General features: G+C 48.2%; 27 protein-coding genes. 11 read left to right on the top strand and 16 right to left on the bottom strand.

Annotated features, from left to right (window positions below; all coding sequences use genetic code 11):
- Positions 1 to 30 precede the first annotated feature (30 nt).
- From EYC62_02975 to EYC62_02960, 4 genes are read left to right on the top strand one after another with little or no spacing between them, the layout of a single operon-like run.
- Positions 31 to 399: a DUF983 domain-containing protein gene (locus tag EYC62_02975; protein TAH36079.1), complete on the top strand. Its 369-nt coding sequence runs from the start codon at positions 31 to 33 to the stop codon at positions 397 to 399.
- Positions 389 to 1,114: an SURF1 family protein gene (locus EYC62_02970; GenBank protein TAH36078.1), complete on the top strand. Its 726-nt coding sequence runs from the start codon at positions 389 to 391 to the stop codon at positions 1,112 to 1,114. Before EYC62_02975 ends, EYC62_02970 begins: the two co-directional genes overlap by 11 nt.
- Positions 1,111 to 2,607: a carboxypeptidase M32 gene (locus EYC62_02965; GenBank protein TAH36077.1), complete on the top strand. Its 1,497-nt coding sequence runs from the start codon at positions 1,111 to 1,113 to the stop codon at positions 2,605 to 2,607. Before EYC62_02970 ends, EYC62_02965 begins: the two co-directional genes overlap by 4 nt.
- Positions 2,604 to 3,854 carry an insulinase family protein gene (locus EYC62_02960; protein TAH36076.1) on the top strand — a complete coding sequence of 417 codons (1,251 nt, stop codon included), beginning with the start codon at positions 2,604 to 2,606 and terminating at the stop codon, positions 3,852 to 3,854. The genes EYC62_02965 and EYC62_02960 overlap by 4 nt, the downstream gene beginning before the upstream one ends.
- Here the strand turns inward: EYC62_02960 and EYC62_02955 are convergent.
- Complete coding sequence (locus EYC62_02955; protein TAH36220.1) at positions 3,851 to 4,372, bottom strand: YqgE/AlgH family protein; 522 nt, start codon at positions 4,370 to 4,372, stop codon at positions 3,851 to 3,853. The genes EYC62_02960 and EYC62_02955 overlap by 4 nt on opposite strands.
- 207 nt (positions 4,373 to 4,579) lie before the next feature.
- On the opposite strand from EYC62_02955, the gene EYC62_02950 reads away from it, so the two are divergent.
- Positions 4,580 to 6,568, top strand: coding sequence for a disulfide bond formation protein DsbD (locus EYC62_02950; protein ID TAH36075.1), 1,989 nt, complete (start codon positions 4,580 to 4,582; stop codon positions 6,566 to 6,568).
- 3 nt (positions 6,569 to 6,571) lie between these two features.
- Here the strand turns inward: EYC62_02950 and EYC62_02945 are convergent, their stop codons facing one another.
- The 5 genes from EYC62_02945 to EYC62_02925 form a co-directional block, all read right to left on the bottom strand.
- Positions 6,572 to 6,787: a hypothetical protein gene (locus EYC62_02945; GenBank protein TAH36074.1), complete on the bottom strand. Its 216-nt coding sequence runs from the start codon at positions 6,785 to 6,787 to the stop codon at positions 6,572 to 6,574.
- A 55-nt stretch (positions 6,788 to 6,842) separates the two neighbouring features.
- Positions 6,843 to 7,520 carry a hypothetical protein gene (locus EYC62_02940; protein ID TAH36073.1) on the bottom strand — a complete coding sequence of 226 codons (678 nt, stop codon included), beginning with the start codon at positions 7,518 to 7,520 and terminating at the stop codon, positions 6,843 to 6,845.
- Positions 7,521 to 7,604: 84 nt separating this feature from the next.
- The gene (locus EYC62_02935) at positions 7,605 to 8,051 is read right to left on the bottom strand and encodes a ribonuclease HI (protein ID TAH36072.1); all 447 of its coding nucleotides are present in this window, start codon (positions 8,049 to 8,051) and stop codon (positions 7,605 to 7,607) included.
- Positions 8,041 to 8,346 carry a hypothetical protein gene (locus EYC62_02930; protein ID TAH36071.1) on the bottom strand — a complete coding sequence of 102 codons (306 nt, stop codon included), beginning with the start codon at positions 8,344 to 8,346 and terminating at the stop codon, positions 8,041 to 8,043. Before EYC62_02930 ends, EYC62_02935 begins: the two co-directional genes overlap by 11 nt.
- Entirely contained in the window at positions 8,321 to 9,301 is a 981-nt protein-coding gene (locus EYC62_02925; GenBank protein TAH36070.1) for a 4-hydroxy-3-methylbut-2-enyl diphosphate reductase, read from the bottom strand. The genes EYC62_02930 and EYC62_02925 overlap by 26 nt, the downstream gene beginning before the upstream one ends.
- A 67-nt stretch (positions 9,302 to 9,368) precedes the next feature.
- Here EYC62_02925 and EYC62_02920 point away from each other — a divergent pair, with 67 nt between their 5' ends.
- The 5 genes from EYC62_02920 to EYC62_02900 are packed head-to-tail and all read left to right on the top strand — an operon-like array spanning position 9,369 to position 14,309.
- The gene (locus tag EYC62_02920) at positions 9,369 to 9,869 is read left to right on the top strand and encodes a hypothetical protein (protein ID TAH36069.1); all 501 of its coding nucleotides are present in this window, start codon (positions 9,369 to 9,371) and stop codon (positions 9,867 to 9,869) included.
- The gene (gene gcvT, locus EYC62_02915; protein ID TAH36068.1) at positions 9,866 to 10,981 is read left to right on the top strand and encodes a glycine cleavage system aminomethyltransferase GcvT; all 1,116 of its coding nucleotides are present in this window, start codon (positions 9,866 to 9,868) and stop codon (positions 10,979 to 10,981) included. The genes EYC62_02920 and gcvT overlap by 4 nt, the downstream gene beginning before the upstream one ends.
- 18 nt (positions 10,982 to 10,999) lie before the next feature.
- Entirely contained in the window at positions 11,000 to 11,374 is a 375-nt protein-coding gene (gene gcvH, locus EYC62_02910) for a glycine cleavage system protein GcvH (GenBank protein ID TAH36067.1), read from the top strand.
- A gap of 22 nt (positions 11,375 to 11,396) precedes the next feature.
- Complete coding sequence (locus tag EYC62_02905) at positions 11,397 to 12,740, top strand: aminomethyl-transferring glycine dehydrogenase subunit GcvPA (protein ID TAH36066.1); 1,344 nt, start codon at positions 11,397 to 11,399, stop codon at positions 12,738 to 12,740.
- Positions 12,741 to 12,749: 9 nt separating this feature from the next.
- Positions 12,750 to 14,309: a glycine dehydrogenase subunit 2 gene (locus EYC62_02900; protein ID TAH36065.1), complete on the top strand. Its 1,560-nt coding sequence runs from the start codon at positions 12,750 to 12,752 to the stop codon at positions 14,307 to 14,309.
- Between the two features lies 1 nt (position 14,310).
- Here EYC62_02900 and EYC62_02895 read toward each other — a convergent pair whose 3' ends face one another.
- The 3 genes from EYC62_02895 to EYC62_02885 form a co-directional block, all read right to left on the bottom strand.
- On the bottom strand, positions 14,311 to 14,517 hold the full coding sequence (locus EYC62_02895; GenBank protein TAH36064.1) for a hypothetical protein: 207 nt from the start codon (positions 14,515 to 14,517) through the stop codon (positions 14,311 to 14,313).
- 86 nt (positions 14,518 to 14,603) lie between these two features.
- Positions 14,604 to 15,377, bottom strand: coding sequence for a hypothetical protein (locus tag EYC62_02890; GenBank protein ID TAH36063.1), 774 nt, complete (start codon positions 15,375 to 15,377; stop codon positions 14,604 to 14,606).
- Between the two features lie 79 nt (positions 15,378 to 15,456).
- A complete protein-coding gene (locus EYC62_02885; GenBank protein ID TAH36062.1) occupies positions 15,457 to 16,440 on the bottom strand; it encodes a hypothetical protein in 984 nt (327 codons plus the stop codon).
- 180 nt (positions 16,441 to 16,620) lie between these two features.
- On the opposite strand from EYC62_02885, the gene EYC62_02880 reads away from it, so the two are divergent.
- Complete coding sequence (locus tag EYC62_02880) at positions 16,621 to 17,319, top strand: hypothetical protein (GenBank protein ID TAH36061.1); 699 nt, start codon at positions 16,621 to 16,623, stop codon at positions 17,317 to 17,319.
- 2 nt (positions 17,320 to 17,321) lie between these two features.
- On the opposite strand, the gene EYC62_02875 is transcribed toward EYC62_02880, so the two are convergent.
- The 7 genes from EYC62_02875 to EYC62_02845 form a co-directional block, all read right to left on the bottom strand.
- On the bottom strand, positions 17,322 to 18,344 hold the full coding sequence (locus EYC62_02875; protein ID TAH36060.1) for a hypothetical protein: 1,023 nt from the start codon (positions 18,342 to 18,344) through the stop codon (positions 17,322 to 17,324).
- Positions 18,345 to 18,469: 125 nt separating this feature from the next.
- Positions 18,470 to 19,072 (bottom strand): hypothetical protein, encoded by a 603-nt coding sequence (locus EYC62_02870; GenBank protein ID TAH36059.1) that lies wholly within the window; start codon positions 19,070 to 19,072, stop codon positions 18,470 to 18,472.
- Positions 19,073 to 19,074: 2 nt separating this feature from the next.
- A complete protein-coding gene (locus tag EYC62_02865) occupies positions 19,075 to 19,563 on the bottom strand; it encodes a hypothetical protein (protein ID TAH36058.1) in 489 nt (162 codons plus the stop codon).
- Positions 19,564 to 19,586: 23 nt separating this feature from the next.
- Complete coding sequence (locus EYC62_02860; GenBank protein ID TAH36057.1) at positions 19,587 to 19,814, bottom strand: F0F1 ATP synthase subunit C; 228 nt, start codon at positions 19,812 to 19,814, stop codon at positions 19,587 to 19,589.
- A gap of 65 nt (positions 19,815 to 19,879) precedes the next feature.
- Positions 19,880 to 20,611: a F0F1 ATP synthase subunit A gene (locus tag EYC62_02855; GenBank protein ID TAH36056.1), complete on the bottom strand. Its 732-nt coding sequence runs from the start codon at positions 20,609 to 20,611 to the stop codon at positions 19,880 to 19,882.
- Positions 20,612 to 20,620: 9 nt separating this feature from the next.
- Positions 20,621 to 20,965 (bottom strand): AtpZ/AtpI family protein, encoded by a 345-nt coding sequence (locus EYC62_02850; protein TAH36055.1) that lies wholly within the window; start codon positions 20,963 to 20,965, stop codon positions 20,621 to 20,623.
- Positions 20,966 to 21,100: 135 nt separating this feature from the next.
- Positions 21,101 to 22,246 carry a hypothetical protein gene (locus tag EYC62_02845; GenBank protein TAH36054.1) on the bottom strand — a complete coding sequence of 382 codons (1,146 nt, stop codon included), beginning with the start codon at positions 22,244 to 22,246 and terminating at the stop codon, positions 21,101 to 21,103.
- Positions 22,247 to 22,281: the final 35 nt, after the last annotated feature.

The raw sequence follows: 22,281 nt of genomic DNA, 5'->3' as shown, positions 1-22,281 counted from the left end.
TAGGGGTTTGGGTTTAGGGTTTTAGGGCAAATGACCGGTTACTCGACGCCATCCCCGCTTTCTTGCGGCTTGCGCCTTTGCTGTCCGCGTTGTGGGGCAGGAAATATTTTTTCTTCGTTTTTAAAGGTAAAGCCACGATGCCTTGAATGTAATTTGAATCTTGCCGAACAGGATAGCGGGGATGGTCCCGCGACGTTCGGCATTTTCATTTTGGGATTTATTTTCTCGCCTTTGGTGCTGTGGTACGAATTTTCTTTTAACCCGCCGGCCTGGCACCATTTTGTGATTTGGCCCATATTGCTGGCGGGAGCGGGATACTGGATTCTGCCGCGAATAAAATCCGCAATGATTGCACTTGAATATAAAAATCATATTCTGGCCGGACAGCATGAAGAGTAAGCAATCGCAGATTTTATTTTATATTTTTTCGCTGGCCGCGTTCATATTGTTTGTCGGTTTAGGGTGCTGGCAATTACAGCGCTTGCAGGAAAAAGAGGCAATGCTGGCTCCAATGCGCGATTTTGATTTGCGTGCGGTTAGTATTATGACTCTACCAGTTGATGAAAATACTGGTTATCAATTATACACTTACACATCCCGAAAAGGATTGCTCGATCAGACCAAGCCACTATTTCGTCCAGGCGCGATCAATCCATATCCATCCGCGAATCCGGCAGAACGTCTGGGGTATGATTTGTATTTGCCGCTGACCGGTAATGGCAAGGCGATCCTGGTGAATTTTGGCTGGGTCGAACCTGCCATGCGGGATCGCATGATTGCCAATGCTGCGGCCAAAAAAGTTTTTCCAATTGAAGTGACGGTGAATGGCTGGTTTATGGCGCCGCAAGCCCAAAAAACCTTTACCCCTCCCAATAATCCATTGGAAAATCAATGGTTTTGGCATGATTTTCCGGCCATGGAAGCCTATGCCGGATACCAATTTTTACCCTTTATTCTATATAATGATCTTAATTGGTATGGCACCGCTCGGGCGCCTTTATGGCAGTCTATTCCGAACAATCATCGGCAATATGCCTGGACTTGGTTTGGCCTGGCGTTGGTGCAATTGGCGGCGACAATCGCCTATGGTTTAAAGGCAAGGGCACAATCATGAGCAGCGTTTATAAAACTCTCGAACAAAATTTTGCAAGAATCTCCACACTCGAAGAAATAAACGCCATGCTCGGCTGGGATATGCAAACCATGATGCCCAAAAACAGTGGTACTGGCCGGGCCCAGCAAATGTCGGAAATCCAAGGCCTGATACAAGACACTCTGCAAAACCCGGAATTGCCTGATCAACTGGACGAAGCCGAGCGCGATAATAAACTGGACGATTGGCAGCGCGCCAATATTCGTGAAATGCGCCGTATTTGGATTCATATCAATGCCGTGCCGAAGGATTTGCAACAAGCATTGATTCATGCGCGGCTGCAATCGGAATTGATTTGGCGGGAAGCGCGGCCGAAAAACGATTTTAAATCGCTGCAACCAGCTTTGCAGAAGGTTCTGGATTTGCTGCGCGAACAGGCCAGGATTAAATCCAGCGCCTTGCGGTGCTCTGTATACGAAGCCTTGATGGATGAATATGAACCCGGCCTTCGCACACCGGATTTAGACCGGATTTTCGGCGATTTATTGAAATTCCTGCCGGGATTTATGCGCGAAGTGATGGATAGACAGGCGCGCGCGAAAATACCGCCCGTGCCGTCCGGTCCATTTGCCGTCGACAAACAAAAAACTCTATGTTTGCAATTAATGCACCAAGCCGGTTTTGATTTCGATCAGGGACGGCTGGATGTCAGCGCCCATCCATTTTGCGGCGGCGTGGTCGACGATATCCGCATTACCACGCGGTACCGCGAGGATGATTTCATCCAAAGCCTGATGAGTTTGATGCATGAAACCGGTCACGCCTTATATGAGTTCGGTCTGCCCAAAGGCTGGCGGTATCAGCCGGTGGGTAAGGCGCGCGGGATGGCAATGCATGAAAGCCAGTCTTTATTGATTGAAATGCAGGCAAGCCGTAGCCGGGAGTTTCTGAATTATGTCGCGCCGTTATTGCAACAAGCATTTCCAGAGCATCGCGATGTGTTGACTGGCAAAAATATTTACGCCTGGCAGACCAAGGTGGAACCAAGCCTGATTCGCGTCGAAGCGGACGAAGTTACTTATCCATTGCATATTATTTTGCGCTATCGCCTGGAAAGGGCGATGATAGAAGGGGATCTCGATATCGCCGATCTGCCGGACGCGTTCAATCAGGGCCTGAAAGAATTATTGGGCGTGACGCCAGCGGATGATAGAAATGGCTGCATGCAGGATGTGCATTGGCCATCGGGCGCATTTGGATATTTTCCAACCTATACGCTAGGTGCCATGATCGCCGCGCAATTATTCGCCGCAGCCGAACGGGCTTATCCGAATATTCGCGCCGATTTGGGCAGGGGCGATTTCACCAGCCTGTTAAAATGGTTGCGCGAAAATGTGCATGGTAAGGCGAGTTTATTGTCGACCACAGAATTAATTAAATCTGCCACTGGCGAAACGCTAAACGCCGAGATTTTTAAATTGCATTTGCGCCGCCGCTATTTGGAGGCCGCATGAGCATCCAAATAACCACTTTGGATAGCGGTTTACGCGTCGCCAGCGAATTTATGCCGAATATCGAAACCGTGGCGCTTGGCGTTTGGTTTGATGTCGGTACGCGCAATGAATTGCCCAAACAAAACGGCATTGCGCATTTGCTGGAGCATATGTTGTTCAAGGGCACCTCGCGCCGTACCGCCCTGCAAATTTCTGAAGAAATCGAAAATGTTGGCGGGCATACCAATGCCTATACGTCGCGCGATTTAACCGCTTATTACGCGCGGGTGATGCATCAGGATACGGAATTGGCGATCGATTTGCTGGCCGATTTGATTCAAAATTCCACTTTCGATGCCACAGAATTGGAACGCGAAAAACAAGTGATTATTCAGGAAATAAATTTATCGCGCGATACGCCGGACGATATTATTTTCGATTACATGCAAATGGCCGCTTATGGCAATCAGCCGCTGGGCATGTCGATCCTTGGAAAGCCCGAGGTGATTGCAAAAATTTCGGGTGCAGATTTAAAGAAATATGCCGGGATTCATTATTGCGCGCCGAAAACCGTGATTGCGGTAGCCGGCCGGGTGGATCACGCGCAATTGCTGGATTGGGTTAAAAAATATTTTGGGCAGCTGTCGCCAGTCAGCGATGCGCCAATCCCTCCATCTGTTTATAAACCCGAAAATATCCTGATAAATAAAGATTCCGAACAGGCGCATCTGTCGTTGGCGCTGCCGGCATGCGGTGGCAAAGACCCGGATTATTATGCTTATTCGATATATGCGACATTATTGGGCGGCGGGTCTTCGTCGCGGTTGTTCCAGGAAGTGCGCGAAAAACGCGGATTGGCCTACACGGTGTCGGCATTTTTATCTAATGTGGATGATACCGGCCTGCTTGGTATTTATGTCGGTACGGCGCCCGGCGAAGTGGCTAAATTAGCCGAAGTTCTGCGCGAACAATTGGTGGACAGTTCGCGTAATATTAAAAAAGCGGAATTGGACCGCGCTAAGCAACAATTAAAGGCCGGCATGTTGATGGCTTTGGAGCAACCTTTTTCCCGTGCTGAAAACACCGCGCAGCATTTATTGACTTTTGGCCGCGTCTTGAGCGTGGCGGAATTGATCGAGAAAATTGACAACGTTACTCCAGCCGATATTCACCGTATTGTCGGAAAAATGATATCGGCAAAACCGGCCCTGGCCGGTATCGGCCCTAAAAAGTCCATGAAGGTCTGGGAAAAGTTCGAGCTAACCTAAGCGTGGCCGGCGGTATCGGATAAGTGGTGCAACGATACGCCAATTTTGCTCATTGCGCGGTGCCATTTGGTGTCGACATTGTCATCGAACAATAACGCGGCATCTGGCGGAACGGTCAGCCAGGAATTATTTTGAATCTCGTATTCCAATTGCCCAGCGCCCCACCCGGCATAGCCAAGCGCCAACAGGGATTGGTTTGGTCCGCGGCCTTCCGCAATAGTGCGCAGAATATCGACCGTTGCGGTTAGCGCGATTCCATCCGATACTTTTAAAGTGCTTTCTTGATTTACGTCATCGCTGTGCAGAACAAAGCCCCGTCCAGCCTCGATCGGGCCGCCGTAAAATACCGGTTTTTTCGGATCGATGATATGAGTTGGTAAGGTCAGTTGTTGCAATAATTCAGGATAGGAAATCGAATTGCTTTGACGGTTAATGACAACGCCCATTGCGCCATCGGCATTGTGTACGCACAGCATAATAACCGCTTTTTCAAAGCGCGGATCAGGCATATTAGGCATCGAAATCAGAATTTGGCCAGCAAGATAACGGGGGTCTCTATAGGGTTTGAATTCTTTCAAATCTTCCACTTTCGCTGTAGGGCCTTGCTATAATCGTATGTAATTCTATTATACACGATACTCTATTGTAGACTGAGTATTATTAAGGATTCGTTTGCTTTTTATTGTTTTCCAAGGGTTTTCTCGCAATTGCACAGGGGTTTTATCATGCGTCTTTCGATACTTAGCGTTTTTTGCGCAATTTTGGTGCTTTTGTCGGCAAATTTAACCTATGCGCAAACGTCCCCTGGCACGGCATTGCAGGGTGGGGCGGGGACTATTTACGCTGGCGCGGGGAATGCAACGCCATGGGCGCAGAACGATCATGGCATGGTGCGGTTGATTGCCACCAGCCCAACAGTGGGCGAAGATCCGCAAATTCAATTGGGTTTGCATTTCAAGATGGAACCCGGATGGCATATTTACTGGCGCAGCGCGGGGGATGCTGGTTACCCGCCAAAAGTCGATTGGACAGGATCGCAAAATATTAAATCGGCGCAATTTCTGTGGCCGGCGCCGATCCGCGTCAGTATCGGCGATATTCAAACCATCGGTTATGGCGAAGAAGTCGTTTTGCCGATTACTGCGGATTTAATTCAACCCGGCCAACCTGTGCAAATTCACGCGAGTGTCGATTATTTGACCTGCAACCAGATTTGCGTTCCATATAAATATGTATTCGCATTGAATCTGCAGCAAGGGATGAGCTTGATTACCGAGGAAACAAGCTTGATTAAAATGTTTGTTTCGAAATTGCCGGATAAAGACAGCATCAAAAGTCTAATGGCAATCAACAATGTGTTTGTCAGCGGCGATCAAAAACCAGTTTTTGAAATTCATGCGATCAAGGCCGACGGATTTGCAAAGCCGGATATTTTTATCGAAAGCGATAAAAATATTTCTTTTGGTCCTCCGGAATTTAAGATTGATACGGATAAACGCAAAGCCATTATTACGGTTGCGGTCAATGCGGATGATCCGGCTCTATTAAAAAACCTGACCCAAATTCCATTCACTTTTACAATGGTGGACGGCGAGGTCGCTCATGAAGCCACAATGATGCCGGTTGTCGGCGGCGGCAATTTTACTTGGCAGAAAGTATTGCTGATGGTCGCCTTTGGTATTTTGGGCGGACTGATTCTGAACGTCATGCCATGCGTATTGCCGGTATTGTCGATCAAATTAATGCAAATCATTGCCAAACATGATTTTGAACGGCACTGGGTGCGTAAAGGATTTATGGCCACGGCGGCGGGAATTATCGTATCGTTTCTCGCGTTGGCCGGAATTTTGACCGCGCTGAAATTAACGGGTCAGCAAATCGGCTGGGGCATTCAATTTCAACAGCCGTTATTTTTAATTTTCCTGGCGATTATTGTGTTTATTTTCGCGGCTAATATGTGGGGTATATTTGAAATTCGCCTGCCGCAATTTATCGCCAACATCGGCAGATTGGGCAATGATCCCCAAGGACACAGTTTATCCAAAGAATTTTTGATGGGCGCGTTTGCGACATTGTTGGCAACGCCATGTTCAGCGCCGTTTTTGGGTACGGCCTTGGGGTTTGCCCTGTCCCAAGGTATTGGCGAAATATTTATCATTTTTACCGCAATTGGGCTCGGCATGGCCTTGCCGTATTTTATCGTGGCTGTTTATCCGCATGCGGTTTACGCTCTGCCGAAACCTGGCCGGTGGATGCTTGCTGTGCGGAGGGTGCTTGCGGTATTTCTGTTGGTTACCGGATTATGGTTGGTGTCGATTGTGGTTGTGCAAACGACCAATGTGATGGACCCGCCGGCATCAAAGCAAACTTTGCCATGGCAGGCGTTCGATCCAAGGCAAATTGGAACCTTGGTGTCGCAAAATAAAATTGTTGTAGTCGATGTCACCGCCGACTGGTGTCTAACATGCAAAGTGAATGAACGCTTGGTATTGCAATCGCAGAAAATTCAAAGCCTGTTAACGCAGCCAAACGTCGTATTGATGCGCGGCGATTGGACCAAGCCGAATGACAGTATCGCAAAATATCTGGCTGGTTTTGGCCGTTATGGAATTCCGTTTAACGCGGTGTACAGTGCCAAGTTCCCAACCGGCAAGCCATTGCCGGAATTGCTGAGTGAATCGGCGGTGGAACGCGCCATGACAGAGGCGCGGTAAGCTTTAGCGAGTGGCGGTTAGTGTTCTAAGTTTCTGCGCGGCTTGCATTGCTCGATCGTGAGATACACCGGTATCGATTGGCGCGCCATTCACGCAATGGGCGATCCATGCTTTTAATAAGACAGGACTTTTGTAAATTTTATCGCTTAAGACTGGCATACCAGGAGCGTTATCCAGCATAACAACTGCCGGATAAACTTTTTTTGTACGACAGCGCATATCATAACTGATAACGGCTGGAATACCATAAGGGCCCTTGGTGCGTTGACCATGTTTATCGGTAATAATTATAGTATATATTTTGGCGGGGTTGATAAATAGTGCAAAGTTTATAAACAACATTACCTGTTTTATCGCGTACATATTCGATTGCCGGCACACGATCCCCATCTACATTGCGCCAATCAACTTCACTAGCCACCAGCCCAGTGCTAGGATCATATCTATATTCTTGGATAGCACGACCGGTTTTAGGATCGGAGTAAGTGACCGATTTTTGACCATCCGGTCCCATGGTAGGAGTGCCGCAGGTTTCGTAACATCTATATATTTCATGGCCTGTTTGTGTATTTGTAACACTGTGTGCAGGAGCGCGAAATTTCTCGCTGGACGGATCATAAATATAACAGTCATCAGCCACCGCGCCTTGTTCTCGTAATGCTTCCAAAAAACCTTCGGGATCTGCGCGATATTGTTCAAATTGCTGAATAATTTCAGCACCTTTTTTCCGGCGCGCGGTTTCTTTTTGAATCCATTGCCATGATTTATGAGGGTGATCTTGCGGGATGACTGGTATATGAAAATCAGTTCTGTAACTGATGACAATGGATGTATGATCAGCCTGGTTTTCATAAGTTACCAGCACGTGATCATAGGCCGGTTGCCCACTGGCGGCCAATTTTTGTGTAGATTTGTCGGCGGCAGTTGTTTCAACTTTGTATAATATTTTCATCTTCAAACCCTAAAATTTCAGAGGGTAATTGTATCTTTAAAGATTACAATCGTCAATTACTATTAACGCAGTATTATTAATCATTTAGCCTATGTTTAAAGCGGTAATCGCGTTGTTCGCCAGCCGATCCACCCGTTCGTTTTCGGGGTGTCCCGCATGGCCCTTAACCCAATGCCATTCGATTTTATGTTTTTGCTGCGCTTCATCCAGGCGCTGCCATAAATCGGCATTTACGACCGGTTTTTTTTGCGCATTACGCCAGCCATTTTTTTTCCAGCCATGAATCCATTCGGTGATGCCTTGGCGCACATATTGGCTATCGGTATAAAGCTCGCCAGTAACTGAACGGGTCAGGGCTTCGATACCCTGAATCGCCGCCATTAATTCCATGCGGTTGTTGGTGGTGTTGGCTTCGGCACCGCTTAATTCTTTTTCCGTGCCGTTATAAATCAATAATGCCGCCCAGCCGCCTGGACCAGGATTGCCCTTGCAGGCGCCATCGGTATAAATGCGGACTATATTATCCTTCATAGGAATTGGATTCTTTGTAAAAATAATAGGGCGTGTTGGCGTTCGCGCCTTCGCGCAAAATTATTGCGGCTTTGCCGCGCAAAACAGCATGCCGGGTTCCGTCAAGGCGTGGGATGGCATTATCATTCGATGGCGCTTGATCGCACAAACGCAATTCATAAAATCCGGTGGTGGTTTCCAGGCGGAAAACTTCCGTTCCGCCTTGATTGCCCATATAAAAACAATTCAGCGCCGGGCCGACCAGATAGTCGACCAGAAAATGCTGCAACTCATGTTCGCGGATTAAGTTGATCATGATCGTCCATCAATATTTTAGGCAGTTTGAATTCAATATTCTCTTCGGCCGTCGTAATGTTCTGTGTGGTCACGGTAAACCTTGCCCGGCAAGCATCAATCAATTCTTCGACTAAAATTTCGGGGGCGGAAGCGCCCGCGGTAATGCCCAGGTTTACGACGCCCTGCAGCCAGTTCCAGTCCATATCGCGCGCGCTTTGCAACAACATCGCCTTTGGGCAACCGGCTTTTTCCGCAACCTCGACTAAGCGGACGGAATTGGATGAATTCGGCGCACCGATGACGATAATCGCATCGCATTTTTCGGCCATCGCCTTGACCGCTTCCTGGCGGTTGGTGGTGGCATAACAAATATCGTCTTTTTTCGGCACACGGATATGCGGGAAACGTGCGGCGAGGATTTTTACAATTTCGGTGGTGTCGTCGACTGATAAGGTCGTTTGTGTGACATAGGCCAGTTTTTCGGCGCGCGATAAATCGATATTTTTTGCATCCTCGATATTTTCAATTAAATCGATGCTGCCTTCTGGCAATTGACCCATGGTGCCGATGACTTCCGGATGGCCTTCGTGACCGATCAGCACGATATGATATCCTTCATCATGCAGATGATTGACGGAGCTGTGAACCTTGGTCACAAGCGGACAAGTGGCATCGACATAAATCATTTGCCGTGTTTTTGCTTCGGCCGGGACAGATTTGGCAACGCCGTGGGCGGAAAAAATAATCGGCCGGTCGTGCGGGGCATCGGATACTTCGTTGACAAACACCGCCCCTTTTTGTTCTAAAGATTCTACGACGTGTCTGTTATGGACAATTTCATGTCTTACAAAGACAGGAGCGCCGTATTTTTGCAGTGTTTTTTCAACAATCTTGATGGCTCTATCCACACCCGCGCAAAACCCTCTCGGCGCTGCGAGATAAATATTAAGTGACGCTTGCTTGGGGGTGGTCATTTGGTTAATCTGTGCCCTTTCCAGGGGCTACCATATAGGGATTGGCCCATTCTATCAAGGTTCGAATTTGTTGCAAAACCATACAAAAACCGCTCTTTTGCTGCTGGCCATCTTGGGATTGGCCGGATGTCAAAGTCTGGGTTTAAGCGATCCTGAAAAGAAGGTTGCTTGCCCGAATTATTTGATTCTCAAAAATGCTGCCGAAATTACCAGTGGTGAGCCGGAAAATCCTGTTTGGCAAGTTAGTATTGATCGTTTGGCCGCGGAATGCATAGCGCAAGGCGATCAAATGACGATGCGGTTGGGCATGAAATTTTTGGCCGAACGCCATAAACCGGGAATCAATATTCCAAACGATGCCAGGTATTTCATAGCTATCTTGGATCAAGACGAAAATATAATCGGCAAGGAATCTGACAGCTTGTCATTCGAATTCAAATCTGAAAATCCGATATATTCCGCAACGATAGAACAGCGGGAAATTTCTTTTGCCGCATCCGGCACGGACTACACAATTTATGTCGGTTTGGAAAAACCGGCAAACCAAAATAAGGCGGTAAATCAATGACCACTTCATCTCCATCTTCTACTATGCGGAAAACGGCGCTTTATACGGCGCACAGCCAGGCCGGCGCCAAGATAGTGAATTTTGCCGGCTATGAAATGCCAATCCAGTACCCCAAAGGCATTATGGGAGAACATAATCAGGTGCGGAATTCCGCCGGCCTGTTCGATGTTTCGCACATGGGCCATATCATGATTCATGGCGAGGATTTGGTGGCGCAGTTTGAAGGTTTGGTTGTCGCCGACGTTCAGGAAATGCAAGAAAACCAGATGAAATATTCGCTGTTCACCAATCCTGAAGGCGGGGTGATCGATGATTTGATGATCACCCGCGTTAAAGGCGGTTTATATTTGGTGGTGAATGCATCGCGCAAATCGGTCGACTTGGCGCACATCCAAGCATATTTGGATAAAAGCCGCGTGGAATATTTGTCCACAAAATCCTTGTTGGCATTGCAGGGGCCAAAGGCCGCGGCGACGCTTGCGGCTTTGGTGCCGGGTATTGATAAGTTGAAATTCATGCATGCGACTCAGGCGGAAATAAAATGTATCAAGGCCTTTATCACCAGATCGGGCTATACTGGCGAGGATGGATTTGAAATTGCCATCGATAATAAAGATGCCGAGGCAGTGGCGCAATTGTTGCTAAAGAATTCGGATGTCTCTTGGATTGGGCTTGGCGCGCGCGATACGCTGCGGTTAGAGGCTGGATTATGTTTATACGGTCAGGATCTGGATGAAACCACTACGCCGGTCGAAGCCGATTTGAAATGGACCATCGGCAAACGCCGCCGGGTGGAAGGTAATTTCCTCGGCGAAGGAATTATCAAAGAACAACTTCAAAAAGGTCCGCAGCGCAAGCGGGTTGGCATTCGCCCGGAAGGCCGTCATATCGCGCGCGGCCATACCGATATCGCGGGCCAGAACGGGGAAAAGATTGGCATTGTCACCAGCGGCACGTTCAGTCCGACTTTAAATGCGCCGATTGCCATGGGCTATGTGGATGCTAAGTATGCGGAAATAGGCGCAAAATTAAACTTATCTATACGCGACCAGCTGATACCGGGACAAATTACGGCTTTACCGTTTGTTCCATATCGCTATTATCGGGGTTAATTCTAAGGAGTTATATTTATGAGCACAGTGAAATTCACCAAAGAACATGAATGGGTAAAAATCGAAGGCGATACCGCAACGATCGGTATCTCCGAATATGCGCAAAGCCAGCTGGGCGATGTGGTCTTCGTCGAATTGCCGGCCAAAGGCAAGCAAGTGCAGCAGTTTAAAGAAGCCGCCGTCGTGGAATCGGTCAAGGCCGCCAGCGATGTTTACTCGCCAATGAGCGGCGAGGTTATCGGTTTTAACGATAAATTGCCGGGCAATCCGGGCTTGATCAATCAATCGCCGCTGGGTGATGGATGGTTTTTCAAAATCAAAATTGCCAACCAAAATGAAATCGGCAATTTGATGAGCGAAGACGAATATAAAAAATATATTCAAGGTCTGTAATTTATAAAGTGCAGGAGACGATATGCGTTATTTACCATTAACCGCGAACGACCGGGCGCAAATGCTGAAAAAAATCGGTGTTTCGTCGGTGGATGATTTGTTCAAGGGCGTTCCGAAAAAAGCGGTATTGCCGGGCCCCGTCGATTTACCAATGTATAAAAGCGAAATCGAAGTCGAATCGGTCATTCGCGGCATGGCGGCAAAAAATATCGGCGCTTCGTCGGTTCCTTCATTCCTGGGTTGTGGCGCGTATCGGCACCATGTGCCGTCTGCCGTGGATTATATTATTCAGCGCGGCGAATTTCTGACGTCCTACACGCCGTATCAGCCGGAAGTCGCTCAAGGCACCTTGCAATATCTATTTGAATTTCAATCCCAAGTGGCGCTGATCACCGGCATGGAAGTCGCCAATGCGTCGATGTACGACGGATCTACCGCCTGTGTCGAAGCGGTGCAGATGGCCAACCGTTCGACCAAACGCAACCGTGTGGTTTTGTCCGGCGCATTGCATCCGCATTACCGTGAAATCGTCGAAACCCACGGCAAGTATGCCGGGTTCAAAGTTGAATCCCTATCGCCCGATAAAGGCTTGTGTGAAGATTTAAGCGCAAGCATTGACTATCAAACCTCTTGCGTGGTGGTGCAATATCCGTGCTTTTATGGCCGGGTCAGTGATTTGACTTCACTGGCCAATGCTTGCCATGCCAAAGGCGTTTATTTGATTGTGGCGGTGACTGAAATCGTGTCGCTGGGCTTGCTGAAGCCGCCGGGCGAAATGGGCGCCGATATCGTTGCGGCTGAAGGCCAATCGATCGGCAATAACTTGTCCTTTGGCGGTCCTTATGTGGGCTTATTTGCTGCACGGGAACGCGATATTCGGCAAATGCCGGGCCGTTTATGCGGCCAGACAGTCGATGCCGAAGGCAAGCGCGGTTTTGTTCTTACGCTGTCGACCCGTGAACAACATATTCGTCGGGAAAAAGCGACATCCAATATATGCACGAATGCGGGCTTGTGCGCTTTGTCCTTTACCATTCACATGTCGCTGCTTGGCGAAGAAGGCTATCGCAAATTGGCGGAATTGAATCATGCCAAGGCTGTGCAATTGGCGGATAAATTATCCGCAATTAAGGGCGTTGAAATTGTTACGGATAATTTCTTCAATGAATTTACCGTAAAATTGCCAAAAGCAGCGAACGATGTGGTTGAAAAATTGGCCGCGCAAAAAATATTGGCGGGTGTGCCAGTATCGCGCTTTTATCCGAAAAACGACAATTTAAAAGACCTGCTGATTGTCGCAGCAACCGAAGTTACCACCGAATCCGACATGGATGCGCTGGTGAACGGCTTGAAACAAGTAATATAAATAGGTGCGATGATGAGTCAGCAAGGCAGACCAACCAAACCAGAATCCGCCAGCGGCGGCAATATCCAGACAATTTCGGGAAACAAGGCGTTGCAAGTCGAGGAACCATTGATTTTCGAACTTTCCACGCCAGGTAAAGTCGGCGTCGATTTGCCATCGCATCCAAAGGTAAAAACGCGCCTTGCTGGATTGGAACGCAAGGGCGGCGTTGGATTGCCTTCTTTGTCGGAACCCGAAGTCGTGCGTCATTACACACGCCTAAGCCAGAAAAATTATGGCATCGACACAGGATTATTTCCGCTTGGTTCTTGCACCATGAAGCATAACCCGCGCCTGAATGAAAAAATGGCGCGTTTGCCCGGTCTTGTGGATTTGCATCCTTTGCAGCCTGAATCGACTGTGCAAGGCGCCCTCGAATTGATTGACACGCTGGCGCATTGGCTGAAAACCTTGACCGGCATGCCGGCCGTGGCTATGTCGCCGGCGGCGGGCGCGCACGGTGAATTATGCGGTTTGCTTGCAATCCGCGCCGCGCTCGAGGCCAAGGGCCAGGGCCATCGCCGCCGCGTTCTGGTGCCAGAGGCCGCGCATGGAACCAACCCCGCGACCGCGGCATTGTGCGGTTTTACGGTTGACGCGTTTCCCCAGAAACCGGATGGCCGTGCCGATGTCGAAGCGTTCAAGGCGAAATTGGGCGATGATGTCGCCGCAATCATGTTGACCAATCCCAACACTTGCGGATTGTTCGAATACGATATTCTGGAATTCTCGCGATTGATTCATGAGGCCGGCGGTTATTTCTATTGCGATGGCGCGAATTATAACGCGCTGATCGGCCGGGTGCGTCCGGGCGATTTGGGAATCGATTGCATGCACATCAATCTGCATAAAACCTGCTCGACGCCGCATGGCGGCGGCGGCCCCGGTTCCGGTCCGGTTGTTTTGTCCGAAGCATTAGCGCCTTACGCGCCATTGCCGCTGATTTTGCACGATAAAGGCGGATTCCGTGTCGTTGAAAATACCGGCGACAAGGCCAGCGCCCAAAGTTTTGGCCGGTTGAAAGCATTTTACGGCCAAATGGGCATGTTTATCCGCGCAATGGCATATTGTTTGTCCCACGGCGCGGATGGTTTGCGCCAGGTATCCGAAGACGCGGTATTGAACGCCAATTATTTAATGGCTTGTTTAAAAGACGTCGTGTCGGTTCCATACGAAGGCCCGTGCATGCACGAAGCCTTGTTCGACGATACATTTTTGGAAGGTACCGGCGTAACCACGCTCGATTTTGCCAAAGCCATGATCGACGAAGGATATCATCCAATGACCATGTATTTCCCATTGGTGGTGCATGGCGCATTACTGATGGAGCCAACCGAGACAGAATCCAAACAATCTATGGATCAGTTTATTTCCGTGATTCGCGGTTTGGCACAAAAAGCCAAAGCGGATGCCGATTATTTTAAATCCGCTCCGCGTTTAACTCCGCGCCGCCGCTTGAATGAAACCGAAGCCGCGCGCAATCCAATTTTGCGTTGGAAACCGGAAAAAAAACTGATGGCCGCGGAATAGGTTAGCGTCCACGCCCTATTACTAAGGCATGTGTCGATAATCCAGGTGGTAGAGGAGGGGTTTTTTTACTTAAAGCGGCGCCGTCTTCATCATAAGCGGCTTCCAGCGCTGAACGTACTTGCGGAGGCAAAGGTTCTTTTATTGTTTTTAAAATTTCATCGATATTGGTTGCCATCTCTTTTCCCTTTTTAATAGCGGTTATTGGCATAGTTATATGCTAAATAACAAATTTATCAATAAAAATCATATCCTTTTCAGATTTTACTATATTAAGTTATTGAAATATAATAGTAATTATCTGCTGCGAATTTCAGATAATTGGTAAAGGCGCCGGCTGGTACCTGGGGTAAGAGTGGCGCTATCGCCGGAAACGCGAAATTCCTCGCTTACTTCACCGGTAGAAAAGTTGGTTATTCGAACCGACGGGGCTCCCTGGGCGGACCACTCATTGTCATAATAGGCGTTGTAATATTGAACCATGGTGGAAAATCGGCCATTTTGCATGGCTGTAAATTCCCCGCTTATGTCCCCCTGAATGTCAACCGGTTCGAAATTCGCAGCTTCTAAATTCAACAATGCTTCCGGATGATTGGGATCGTAAAATTCAAAAGGAACCAACTGGTTGGTGCGTTGCAATCCAAATACGGAAAATCTTCCACCGCGCGCAACCCGTTGAGTGCGTTGCACCACCAAATATCCTCGCGCCAAATAAGTGGGGTCAAGATAGATATCCAATTTGCTGAAATCGTCTTGAACCGAATTTTGTAAAAACCCATCTGGCCAGGGGGTGAATTCGCATCCTGTGTCAGCAACGCTTTGAATAAAAGCGGCCATGCCGGTTAATTCTTGCTGCGGTTCAGCAATGTATTTTTGTGCAGGCGGATTATGGGCCGGGTAAGCGAACGTATTTTTTGCAACCGGGCGGGATTCTTTGTGAGTCTGTTTTGGGCTTGCAACAAAAGGGGTCGATGATGAAATCGTTCTCCAAAATAAACCGATACTGGCGATAAGGGCCGCACCAAGTATTGTAATTCGCGATAGAGAATTGCGGTTTCGATAAGAACTCATCGAAAAAGCATAAAATTGCCTATCTCTGCCGTCAATAAATGGATCTTCAAGGAAATTATATTACTGGGGACAATTATGATTAACGTCCGCCACGTTCTCCAGCACCATTTTGTAAAGGCGATATATCGCTAATCACTGTTCCGTCTGATCCTACAGTGCGTTGACGCACCAAAACCGAATTGCGGCGATCTTGTGCGTCTGGCTCGAAATAAGATTCCGCAATAGTCCTGTTTGGCAGATAGATTCGCAGCAGATAATTAAATGTGTCCCCATTTTTCTCGGTGCGGAAGAAATTCTCGCTGGTGACAACGGGATCTTTTCCATCGACTTTGTGCAACATCCGCATTCCAAGCCCATCACTGCGCGATGACTCGAATTGTTGCCGGATTTCCACGCCACCGGCCGGGTGCGGCGTTATGTATTCTATGATCGGAAGATCGGGGCCAGGATTACCCGTTCTATAACGGTTAACAGAAGTCAATTGACCATCCACAAAACGGATCATTTCAAAATTTATTTTATCTCTTAATGGTACAAGATTTTCCGTATTGATGTTCTGTAAGCTTTCTTCGTCATTGACGTTGATTCGATCGGCTGGCGCAATGCGATACAAGCGCGTGAAATGGTAACTGCCATCCGGATTTTTTTTAATAAACGTTTTTTGGACAACCAATCCTTTGTCCGCACAATCAGGATCGAAGATAATATCGATGGAAAGTTGAGTGTCCGGATTGTCGCTGGAAGTCCAGGAAACGGTTTTCAGTATCTTGCTGTCGGCGCCAACATAAAATTGCGGCATAAAACGATTGGCTGCGGATTCAAAATCGTCTTTCAATTGTTTGGGGGCATTTGTGGGATTCGGGGGTGTAGGAGATGGCGATTGTTCCGCATTTTTTGAAACAGGAGGCGTTATCGCTTGTGGGTTTATAATAGTGGACGTATGATTTCCGCCGTTTTGATTCGGATTTACCGATCCTGTGCAATAGGAAATAAAAGCACCGCCAGTTACAGTCGCCAGCGCGGCGATTAATAAGGGAGAAGTTCTTGATTTCTGTGGTGTCATCTATGCCATCCTTTTGGGATAGCATAATTCTTCTTTGGACAGGAACAAGCATAATTTAAGGAAAATTGATCAAACCCCACCCCATTAGATTGTGGGAAGAATGTACGGGTGCCCCTAAATATTGGTTAAATACAATTACTTGTGGTATTGTCCGATAGTTCCCATATTAATCGCAGTGATATGAGATTGATGAAGAAAACCGCTACCCGCAAAAAAAGCAATAATGCCTATGTTGTGCCATGCTCCACCCGCTTTCGCAGCGAGCTGGAATTGCTTTTGCAGACGCGCAGTGATGGCGGCGGGGCAAATGACAATGTGGGATTGGGCGATTTGGCTCGCGCGGTGATGTTGTTAATTCCGCAAGATATTATCGAATCGCAGCCAGATCCTGGCGATCCCGATAAAAATGACCGCGATATTGTCACTGTCCGTGGCGGCAAGGCGGGCGGGCGCACCATGCCGCGCAAGCCGCGTTTGCAAGTGCGCGTGCCGCAAAAAACCAATCCGGCCAGCATTCGCAAGGCTTTGGGTCTGGCGCTGTCTTTGGAAAAAGGTTGGGCGAATTTAATGTTGGACGGACGCGGTACCAGCAGCGCGGCATACAAATTGGCCAATGCGGAATTGGAATTGCAACGTCTGCAAGGCATGATTGAAAAACTGGCTTTTGTGCCGTTGGAACGCGGCGTGCGCACGCGGCTTGATGCTTTATATGTTTTGGGATTTCCGCCAGGCGCGAACCCATCCGCCACCGAAATTAAATCTCGTTACCGGATGCTGGCGATGATTTTTCACCCTGACAGCGGCCATTCCTCTCCCAATGCCGCGCTTCGTATCGCGCAACTTAGCGATGCTGTAAAAATATTGAACAAGTCTTTTTAGGCTTATCGAACAATATGACGCTGCGCATGAAAAATCCGGCGGATGGCCCGATCGGCCAAATTTGCTTTGCGGCTAACCGGTTCAATATGTTTGCGCTGCAATTTGGATTGGCAAAATGCAGGCAATAAGCCTGTTGTCACAAATTCTGTAAAAGCAGCCACCGATTCTGGCTGGGTTGCTTCCGCAAATGAAAAATTGATCTCCTGCGCGTCTTTAAGATGTTGGCCAACACCAATATTCAAAGCAGTAATATTGGGATGGGCCCCCGCAAGTTCGGTGGCGGCTTGGAACATCGGTTTATCCCCGCCGGCATCGCCAGCGGCAATTGCCAAGATTCTTGCGTCAGACGGAACGGTTTGCATTAATGCCGCCAGAATATTTTTAGCCGGTTGATATTTGCTGAGTTTTTGCCAAACCACGTCGACATAAGATGGGCCATGCTTAAAAACCAATTGGGCCAACATTTCTCCACTTGGATCTTGCTGCCTAATATATTCCTGAATCAACGGTTCTATATTCGCTGCATTATGGTCAGGTTGATTGGGATTGAAAAACACGCTGCATTTTAATTCTGTGGTGTCCTGAACGACCACGGTTAAACCCTGGCGTTGGGCGTGCGCCGTGAATCCATCGCGTAATTTTTGTATGGCCTTGTTGGCTAATTGTGCCGTTGGATCGATGGCAATCACCGGTACGGCGAAATCGGATTCGCGCGGGGAATAAAACGCGCCATATTCCGCGCCGATGGGCAACATGACAGGCATCTCATGGTTAATTCGCGTGTGGTTGATTTGCTCATACGCTTCTTGCCGGGGACGGCCGGTAACCATGACTACGCGATGATTGCTGGCATAATCCAAACCATTCAACGCCTTGCGCGCCAATGGTGTGGCGGTATTGAAACCGATCCTGCCAATGGCTGGGTCGAACGCGGTGAATGTTTCATCCAAATCCACTGTGCCGATTATGTAATCAGCCCTTGCCGCTAACTCGGCGGCTTGTGCTGGCGTGTATCGAAAAAGCATCCCGTACCTGTTTGTATCTTTAAAAAAGACAATATATCAGAGGACGCTCTCAACCGCAAGCAAGCTAAACAATTGTTTACGCAATAAAAAACCCGGCTTTAACCGGGTTTTTCAATTCCAAAAACTTAATTCAATTTCTGCGGCATTTCGCGGATGGCTTGATCCACCAACGCGGCGTTTTTCTGCGCATCCAGAATTTCGACCAAAATACGCTGAGTCGCATCAATAGCCATATTGGCGGTTTTTTGGCGCAGTTCTTTGATAATCTCAGCTTCAAGGCGGTTGATTTTTTCCATCGCCTGCTGTTCACGGGCGTGAATCATGTCTTTTAATTCCGCCATGGACGATTGCTGCATGGCGATCGAATCGGTTTTGGCTTGTTGAATGATGCGTTCGCATTCAATTGCGCCTTGTTTTTGTTTTTCACGATATTGCACGATCATCGCCTCGGCCTCGGCTTTTAGATCCTGGGCCTGTTTCAATTGCTTGGCGACATCGGCGGCATATTTATCGGTTGCCTGGAAATACATTTTCTTGACGGTTTTAAAAATCAGCACGGCGAAAACCACGATCGACAGGGCAACCCAGAAAGTAGGGTCCATGTAAAACGGGCCAATCGGCGCGTGATGGCCAGCATCATGAGATTCAACGCCTTGGGTGGCAATGTGGCCAGGTTCTTCATTGGCATGAAGGTCGGATGTGGCAAGAACAGTGTAAGTCGTGCTCATGTTTAGCCCCTTGCTTCTTTTTTAACCGGCGCGTTGTAATCGCCATTGGTTTGGGTTTTGCCCAATAATTTTTGTACCATTAAATTCGCGAGTTCTTCGGACAATGGATTGACTTGTTGCAGCATTTTGCCTTTTGCAGTGTTCATTCTCGCTTCGGCATCGGCAACGCGCGCTTCCAGTTTTTTGTCCAGCGCGTTTAATTGTTTGTCGCGTTCGAATGCGATTTCATCGTGCGCCTGTTTTACCAGATAGCGCGCCCGATTTTTCGCATCGGCAATGTTTTTATCGTGATTCAGAATAATATTTTCCGCTTCCGCCTTTAATTTGGCGGCATTGTCCAAATCGGCCTTAATGGCCGCAGCGCGTGCATCCAATATTTGTCCGATACGTGGCAGGGCCAGTTTGGCCATCAACCAATATAACAGGGCAAAGTTCACCGCCAGCCAAAATAGCTGGGACGGGTAGGTGGCAAGATCGAGCTGCGGCATCATGGCGCTATTACCTTTTTAAGATATTAGACAACGAACAATAACAGAATCGCGATAACGAACGACAACAGACCCAACAGTTCGGCGAAAGCGGCGCCGATGAAGGTCATAACGCGGATTTGATCCACGGCCGATGGGTTGCGGGCGGCAGCGTTCAAAAAGTTGCTGAAAATCGCACCGATACCGATACCAGCGCCGATCATGCCCAACATGGCGAGACCTGCACCGATCATTTTTGCGGCTTGCATATCCATATTTCTATCTCCTTATTAACCGTTAATGTTACTCAACCAAAAAAACTTATCTACTGCCGCGCGTCCTAGTGTAAGTGAACCGCATCATGCAGATAAACGCATGTCAGCACCGAGAAAATGTACGCTTGTAAGAAAGCGACAAAAATTTCGAAACCGACAAATCCAATGCTGAACGGCAACAATAGCGCGCCGAACAAACCCATCATCGTAATAAACGCCGCGATCACTTTTAATACAATGTGACCGGCCAGCATGTTGGCGAACAACCGCACCGATAACGAAATCGGGCGCGCCAGATACGAAAAAATTTCAATCGGAATAATCAATGGAGCCAATAGCAACGGCACGCCTGGCGGCGCGAACAGCGATAAGAAATGCGTGCCATGGCGATAAAAACCGATCAGGGTAACGAATAAAAATACGGTCAATGCCAACGCGAATGTCACAATAATATGGCTGGTAAATGTAAAGGCGTACGGTGTCATACCCAGCAAATTGCCGAATAAAATGAAGGCAAATAAAGTGAATACGAATGGGAAATAGGCTTTGCCTTCGTCGCCGGCCGCGTCGCGCACCATGCCGTAAATGAAATTGTAAAACATTTCAGCCAGCGATTGCGTGCGGCCAGGAATAGTTTGCGCGCGGACAGATCCCATTAACATCAACAAGGTCGCCAACACAACGGCAGTGGTCATGTAAAAAGCGGAATTGGTATAAGGCAGCGACAATCCGCCGATTTCAAACGGGATCCATTCCTGAATCTGGAACTGGTGTAAGGGATCCATTTTACCTGCCATCAATCGCTCCTATTTCTCTTTTTTAAAACCCACCGCGTTCGATTTCTTGGTTGCGGTTTTATAGGCATTCAAAAATCCGCCGCCCATACCAAGAAAAAAACACAGCAAAATGAACAAAGGCGATAATCCGGTTGCCTTGTCCAACGCATACCCGACCAATAACCCAACGGCCGGACCCGCGATAATATCCACCATCACCCGCCATGCCAGACCCGAATCACGGTTCGCTTGCGCGATCACGCTGGGCTTGCCATCCAACTTTTCCTCGGCGGCATCGATACGCTGGCCAAATTTTTCTAACTGACGAAGTTTCTTTTCGTCTTCTGCGCTTAAGTGATTATGCGCCTGATCCATTTGCCCCGCGAATCTTTGTTTTATTATTTCAAAGTCACGCGGAAAATACGGATTTAAGGCGATTTTGTCAAGGCCGGAAATGGGGCAAATTGCTGAAATAAAACAATAAAACCGAGGTGGGACGGGTAAGATTTTTTATGACGTTGCGTTTTTAGCCTGAAGATTGATCCAATACAGGCCCAAAAGCCCGATCGGGCTTAGTATTAACATGATCATTTGCAAAGAAAAACCAATATGAACCATGCCGGCAATGGTTAGCAATATCGCGGTAACGCTGGCGTCCCAGGCAACTTCGGCCCAATAGATGTAGTGAAAATAACTTTCGGCGGTTTTGCCTTGATTGTAAAAATTGACATCCGCCTGGGTCATTAATTGATTGCCGATGGATAATCCTTCAGTTACCGCCATGGCCGCAGGTACTCCCGGTATGGCTGAACGGATCAATACTTGCACAAGACTGATAGCCGTGCCAATTTTTAACATTAAATACCCTCGGCCCTTATCGATATAATGGCCGACGAATAATTGCAGAATGGCAAAGAAAATCAGCCCGGCGGTCAAAACTGTGCCAAACATCATTAAACTGCCCACCATGGTGAACACCACAAACCGCCAAAGAAATATGCTGGCATATTCCTTGATAGCGTAGAAAAAATGATATTTCATGATCCAGCGCACGGCGGCTTTTTGCTTTTCGCTGTGTTTGGTCAATAATTTGGGGGTGGGAGTTTTTAGCTTCCATAAGGGAATGGCGGCAATAACCATCAATATCGCCGAAATACTGAACAGGGTTTCAAATCCGGCCAAACCGACGATTGTCGCGCTAAGAAGCGGGATTAACGCGCTGAGTATGGTGGATAGCGTGTTGATCATGGACATGTGTTTGCCGCGGTTCCCAGTATCGCCCACCAATCCAAAGATTGTATGAAAGGCGGTGTAGTAAAACGTCATTGCAACGCTGAATACCAATAAGAACCAGGGAATCAAGTCGGGACGTTCTTTGATGTGCGGCAGGAAACACATAGCGCCGGCATAACAAACGAGTCCAAAACATACGGCGCGCGTAAGGCCGAAAAATTTAAATGAACGCAAATACAGGTACCGGATTGGCAGGCGCATCGCAAAAATGCCGGACCAGATGGCCAGCGTGACGTCGATGCCATATCCCAACTGCAGCATAAAAATCGGACCGAAAATCCAGCCTATGCGTTCGCCGCAATAATATATCAGTTTATGCAGAAATATGTGATTGACGTCGCGGTTGGTAAAGAATTTGCGCATGAAACGGGTGCCAGGTATCGGGTGTCAGGTGCCAG

It is taken from the genome of Alphaproteobacteria bacterium, assembly GCA_004295055.1.
In the GTDB taxonomy this organism is placed as follows: Bacteria; Pseudomonadota; Alphaproteobacteria; order SHNJ01; family SHNJ01; genus SHNJ01.
The sequence above is the reverse complement of the archived record's forward strand: the minus strand, read 5'-3'. Positions and strand labels throughout refer to the sequence as shown.

Bases quoted from the DNA above. Each gene is read 5' to 3' on its own strand.
- EYC62_02975 (TAH36079.1), top strand. From the start codon at position 31: ATGACCGGTTACTCGACGCCATCCCCGCTTTCTTGCGGCTTGCGCCTT.
- EYC62_02970 (TAH36078.1), top strand. From the start codon at position 389: ATGAAGAGTAAGCAATCGCAGATTTTATTTTATATTTTTTCGCTGGCC.
- EYC62_02965 (TAH36077.1), top strand. From the start codon at position 1,111: ATGAGCAGCGTTTATAAAACTCTCGAACAAAATTTTGCAAGAATCTCC.
- EYC62_02960 (TAH36076.1), top strand. From the start codon at position 2,604: ATGAGCATCCAAATAACCACTTTGGATAGCGGTTTACGCGTCGCCAGC.
- EYC62_02955 (TAH36220.1), bottom strand. From the start codon at position 4,372: ATGCCTAATATGCCTGATCCGCGCTTTGAAAAAGCGGTTATTATGCTG.
- EYC62_02950 (TAH36075.1), top strand. From the start codon at position 4,580: ATGCGTCTTTCGATACTTAGCGTTTTTTGCGCAATTTTGGTGCTTTTG.
- EYC62_02945 (TAH36074.1), bottom strand. From the start codon at position 6,787: ATGCGCTGTCGTACAAAAAAAGTTTATCCGGCAGTTGTTATGCTGGAT.
- EYC62_02940 (TAH36073.1), bottom strand. From the start codon at position 7,520: ATGAAAATATTATACAAAGTTGAAACAACTGCCGCCGACAAATCTACA.
- EYC62_02935 (TAH36072.1), bottom strand. From the start codon at position 8,051: ATGAAGGATAATATAGTCCGCATTTATACCGATGGCGCCTGCAAGGGC.
- EYC62_02930 (TAH36071.1), bottom strand. From the start codon at position 8,346: ATGATCAACTTAATCCGCGAACATGAGTTGCAGCATTTTCTGGTCGAC.
- EYC62_02925 (TAH36070.1), bottom strand. From the start codon at position 9,301: ATGACCACCCCCAAGCAAGCGTCACTTAATATTTATCTCGCAGCGCCG.
- gcvT (TAH36068.1), top strand. From the start codon at position 9,866: ATGACCACTTCATCTCCATCTTCTACTATGCGGAAAACGGCGCTTTAT.
- gcvH (TAH36067.1), top strand. From the start codon at position 11,000: ATGAGCACAGTGAAATTCACCAAAGAACATGAATGGGTAAAAATCGAA.
- EYC62_02905 (TAH36066.1), top strand. From the start codon at position 11,397: ATGCGTTATTTACCATTAACCGCGAACGACCGGGCGCAAATGCTGAAA.
- EYC62_02900 (TAH36065.1), top strand. From the start codon at position 12,750: ATGATGAGTCAGCAAGGCAGACCAACCAAACCAGAATCCGCCAGCGGC.
- EYC62_02895 (TAH36064.1), bottom strand. From the start codon at position 14,517: ATGCCAATAACCGCTATTAAAAAGGGAAAAGAGATGGCAACCAATATC.
- EYC62_02890 (TAH36063.1), bottom strand. From the start codon at position 15,377: ATGAGTTCTTATCGAAACCGCAATTCTCTATCGCGAATTACAATACTT.
- EYC62_02885 (TAH36062.1), bottom strand. From the start codon at position 16,440: ATGACACCACAGAAATCAAGAACTTCTCCCTTATTAATCGCCGCGCTG.
- EYC62_02880 (TAH36061.1), top strand. From the start codon at position 16,621: ATGAGATTGATGAAGAAAACCGCTACCCGCAAAAAAAGCAATAATGCC.
- EYC62_02875 (TAH36060.1), bottom strand. From the start codon at position 18,344: ATGCTTTTTCGATACACGCCAGCACAAGCCGCCGAGTTAGCGGCAAGG.
- EYC62_02870 (TAH36059.1), bottom strand. From the start codon at position 19,072: ATGAGCACGACTTACACTGTTCTTGCCACATCCGACCTTCATGCCAAT.
- EYC62_02865 (TAH36058.1), bottom strand. From the start codon at position 19,563: ATGATGCCGCAGCTCGATCTTGCCACCTACCCGTCCCAGCTATTTTGG.
- EYC62_02860 (TAH36057.1), bottom strand. From the start codon at position 19,814: ATGGATATGCAAGCCGCAAAAATGATCGGTGCAGGTCTCGCCATGTTG.
- EYC62_02855 (TAH36056.1), bottom strand. From the start codon at position 20,611: ATGGCAGGTAAAATGGATCCCTTACACCAGTTCCAGATTCAGGAATGG.
- EYC62_02850 (TAH36055.1), bottom strand. From the start codon at position 20,965: ATGGATCAGGCGCATAATCACTTAAGCGCAGAAGACGAAAAGAAACTT.
- EYC62_02845 (TAH36054.1), bottom strand. From the start codon at position 22,246: ATGCGCAAATTCTTTACCAACCGCGACGTCAATCACATATTTCTGCAT.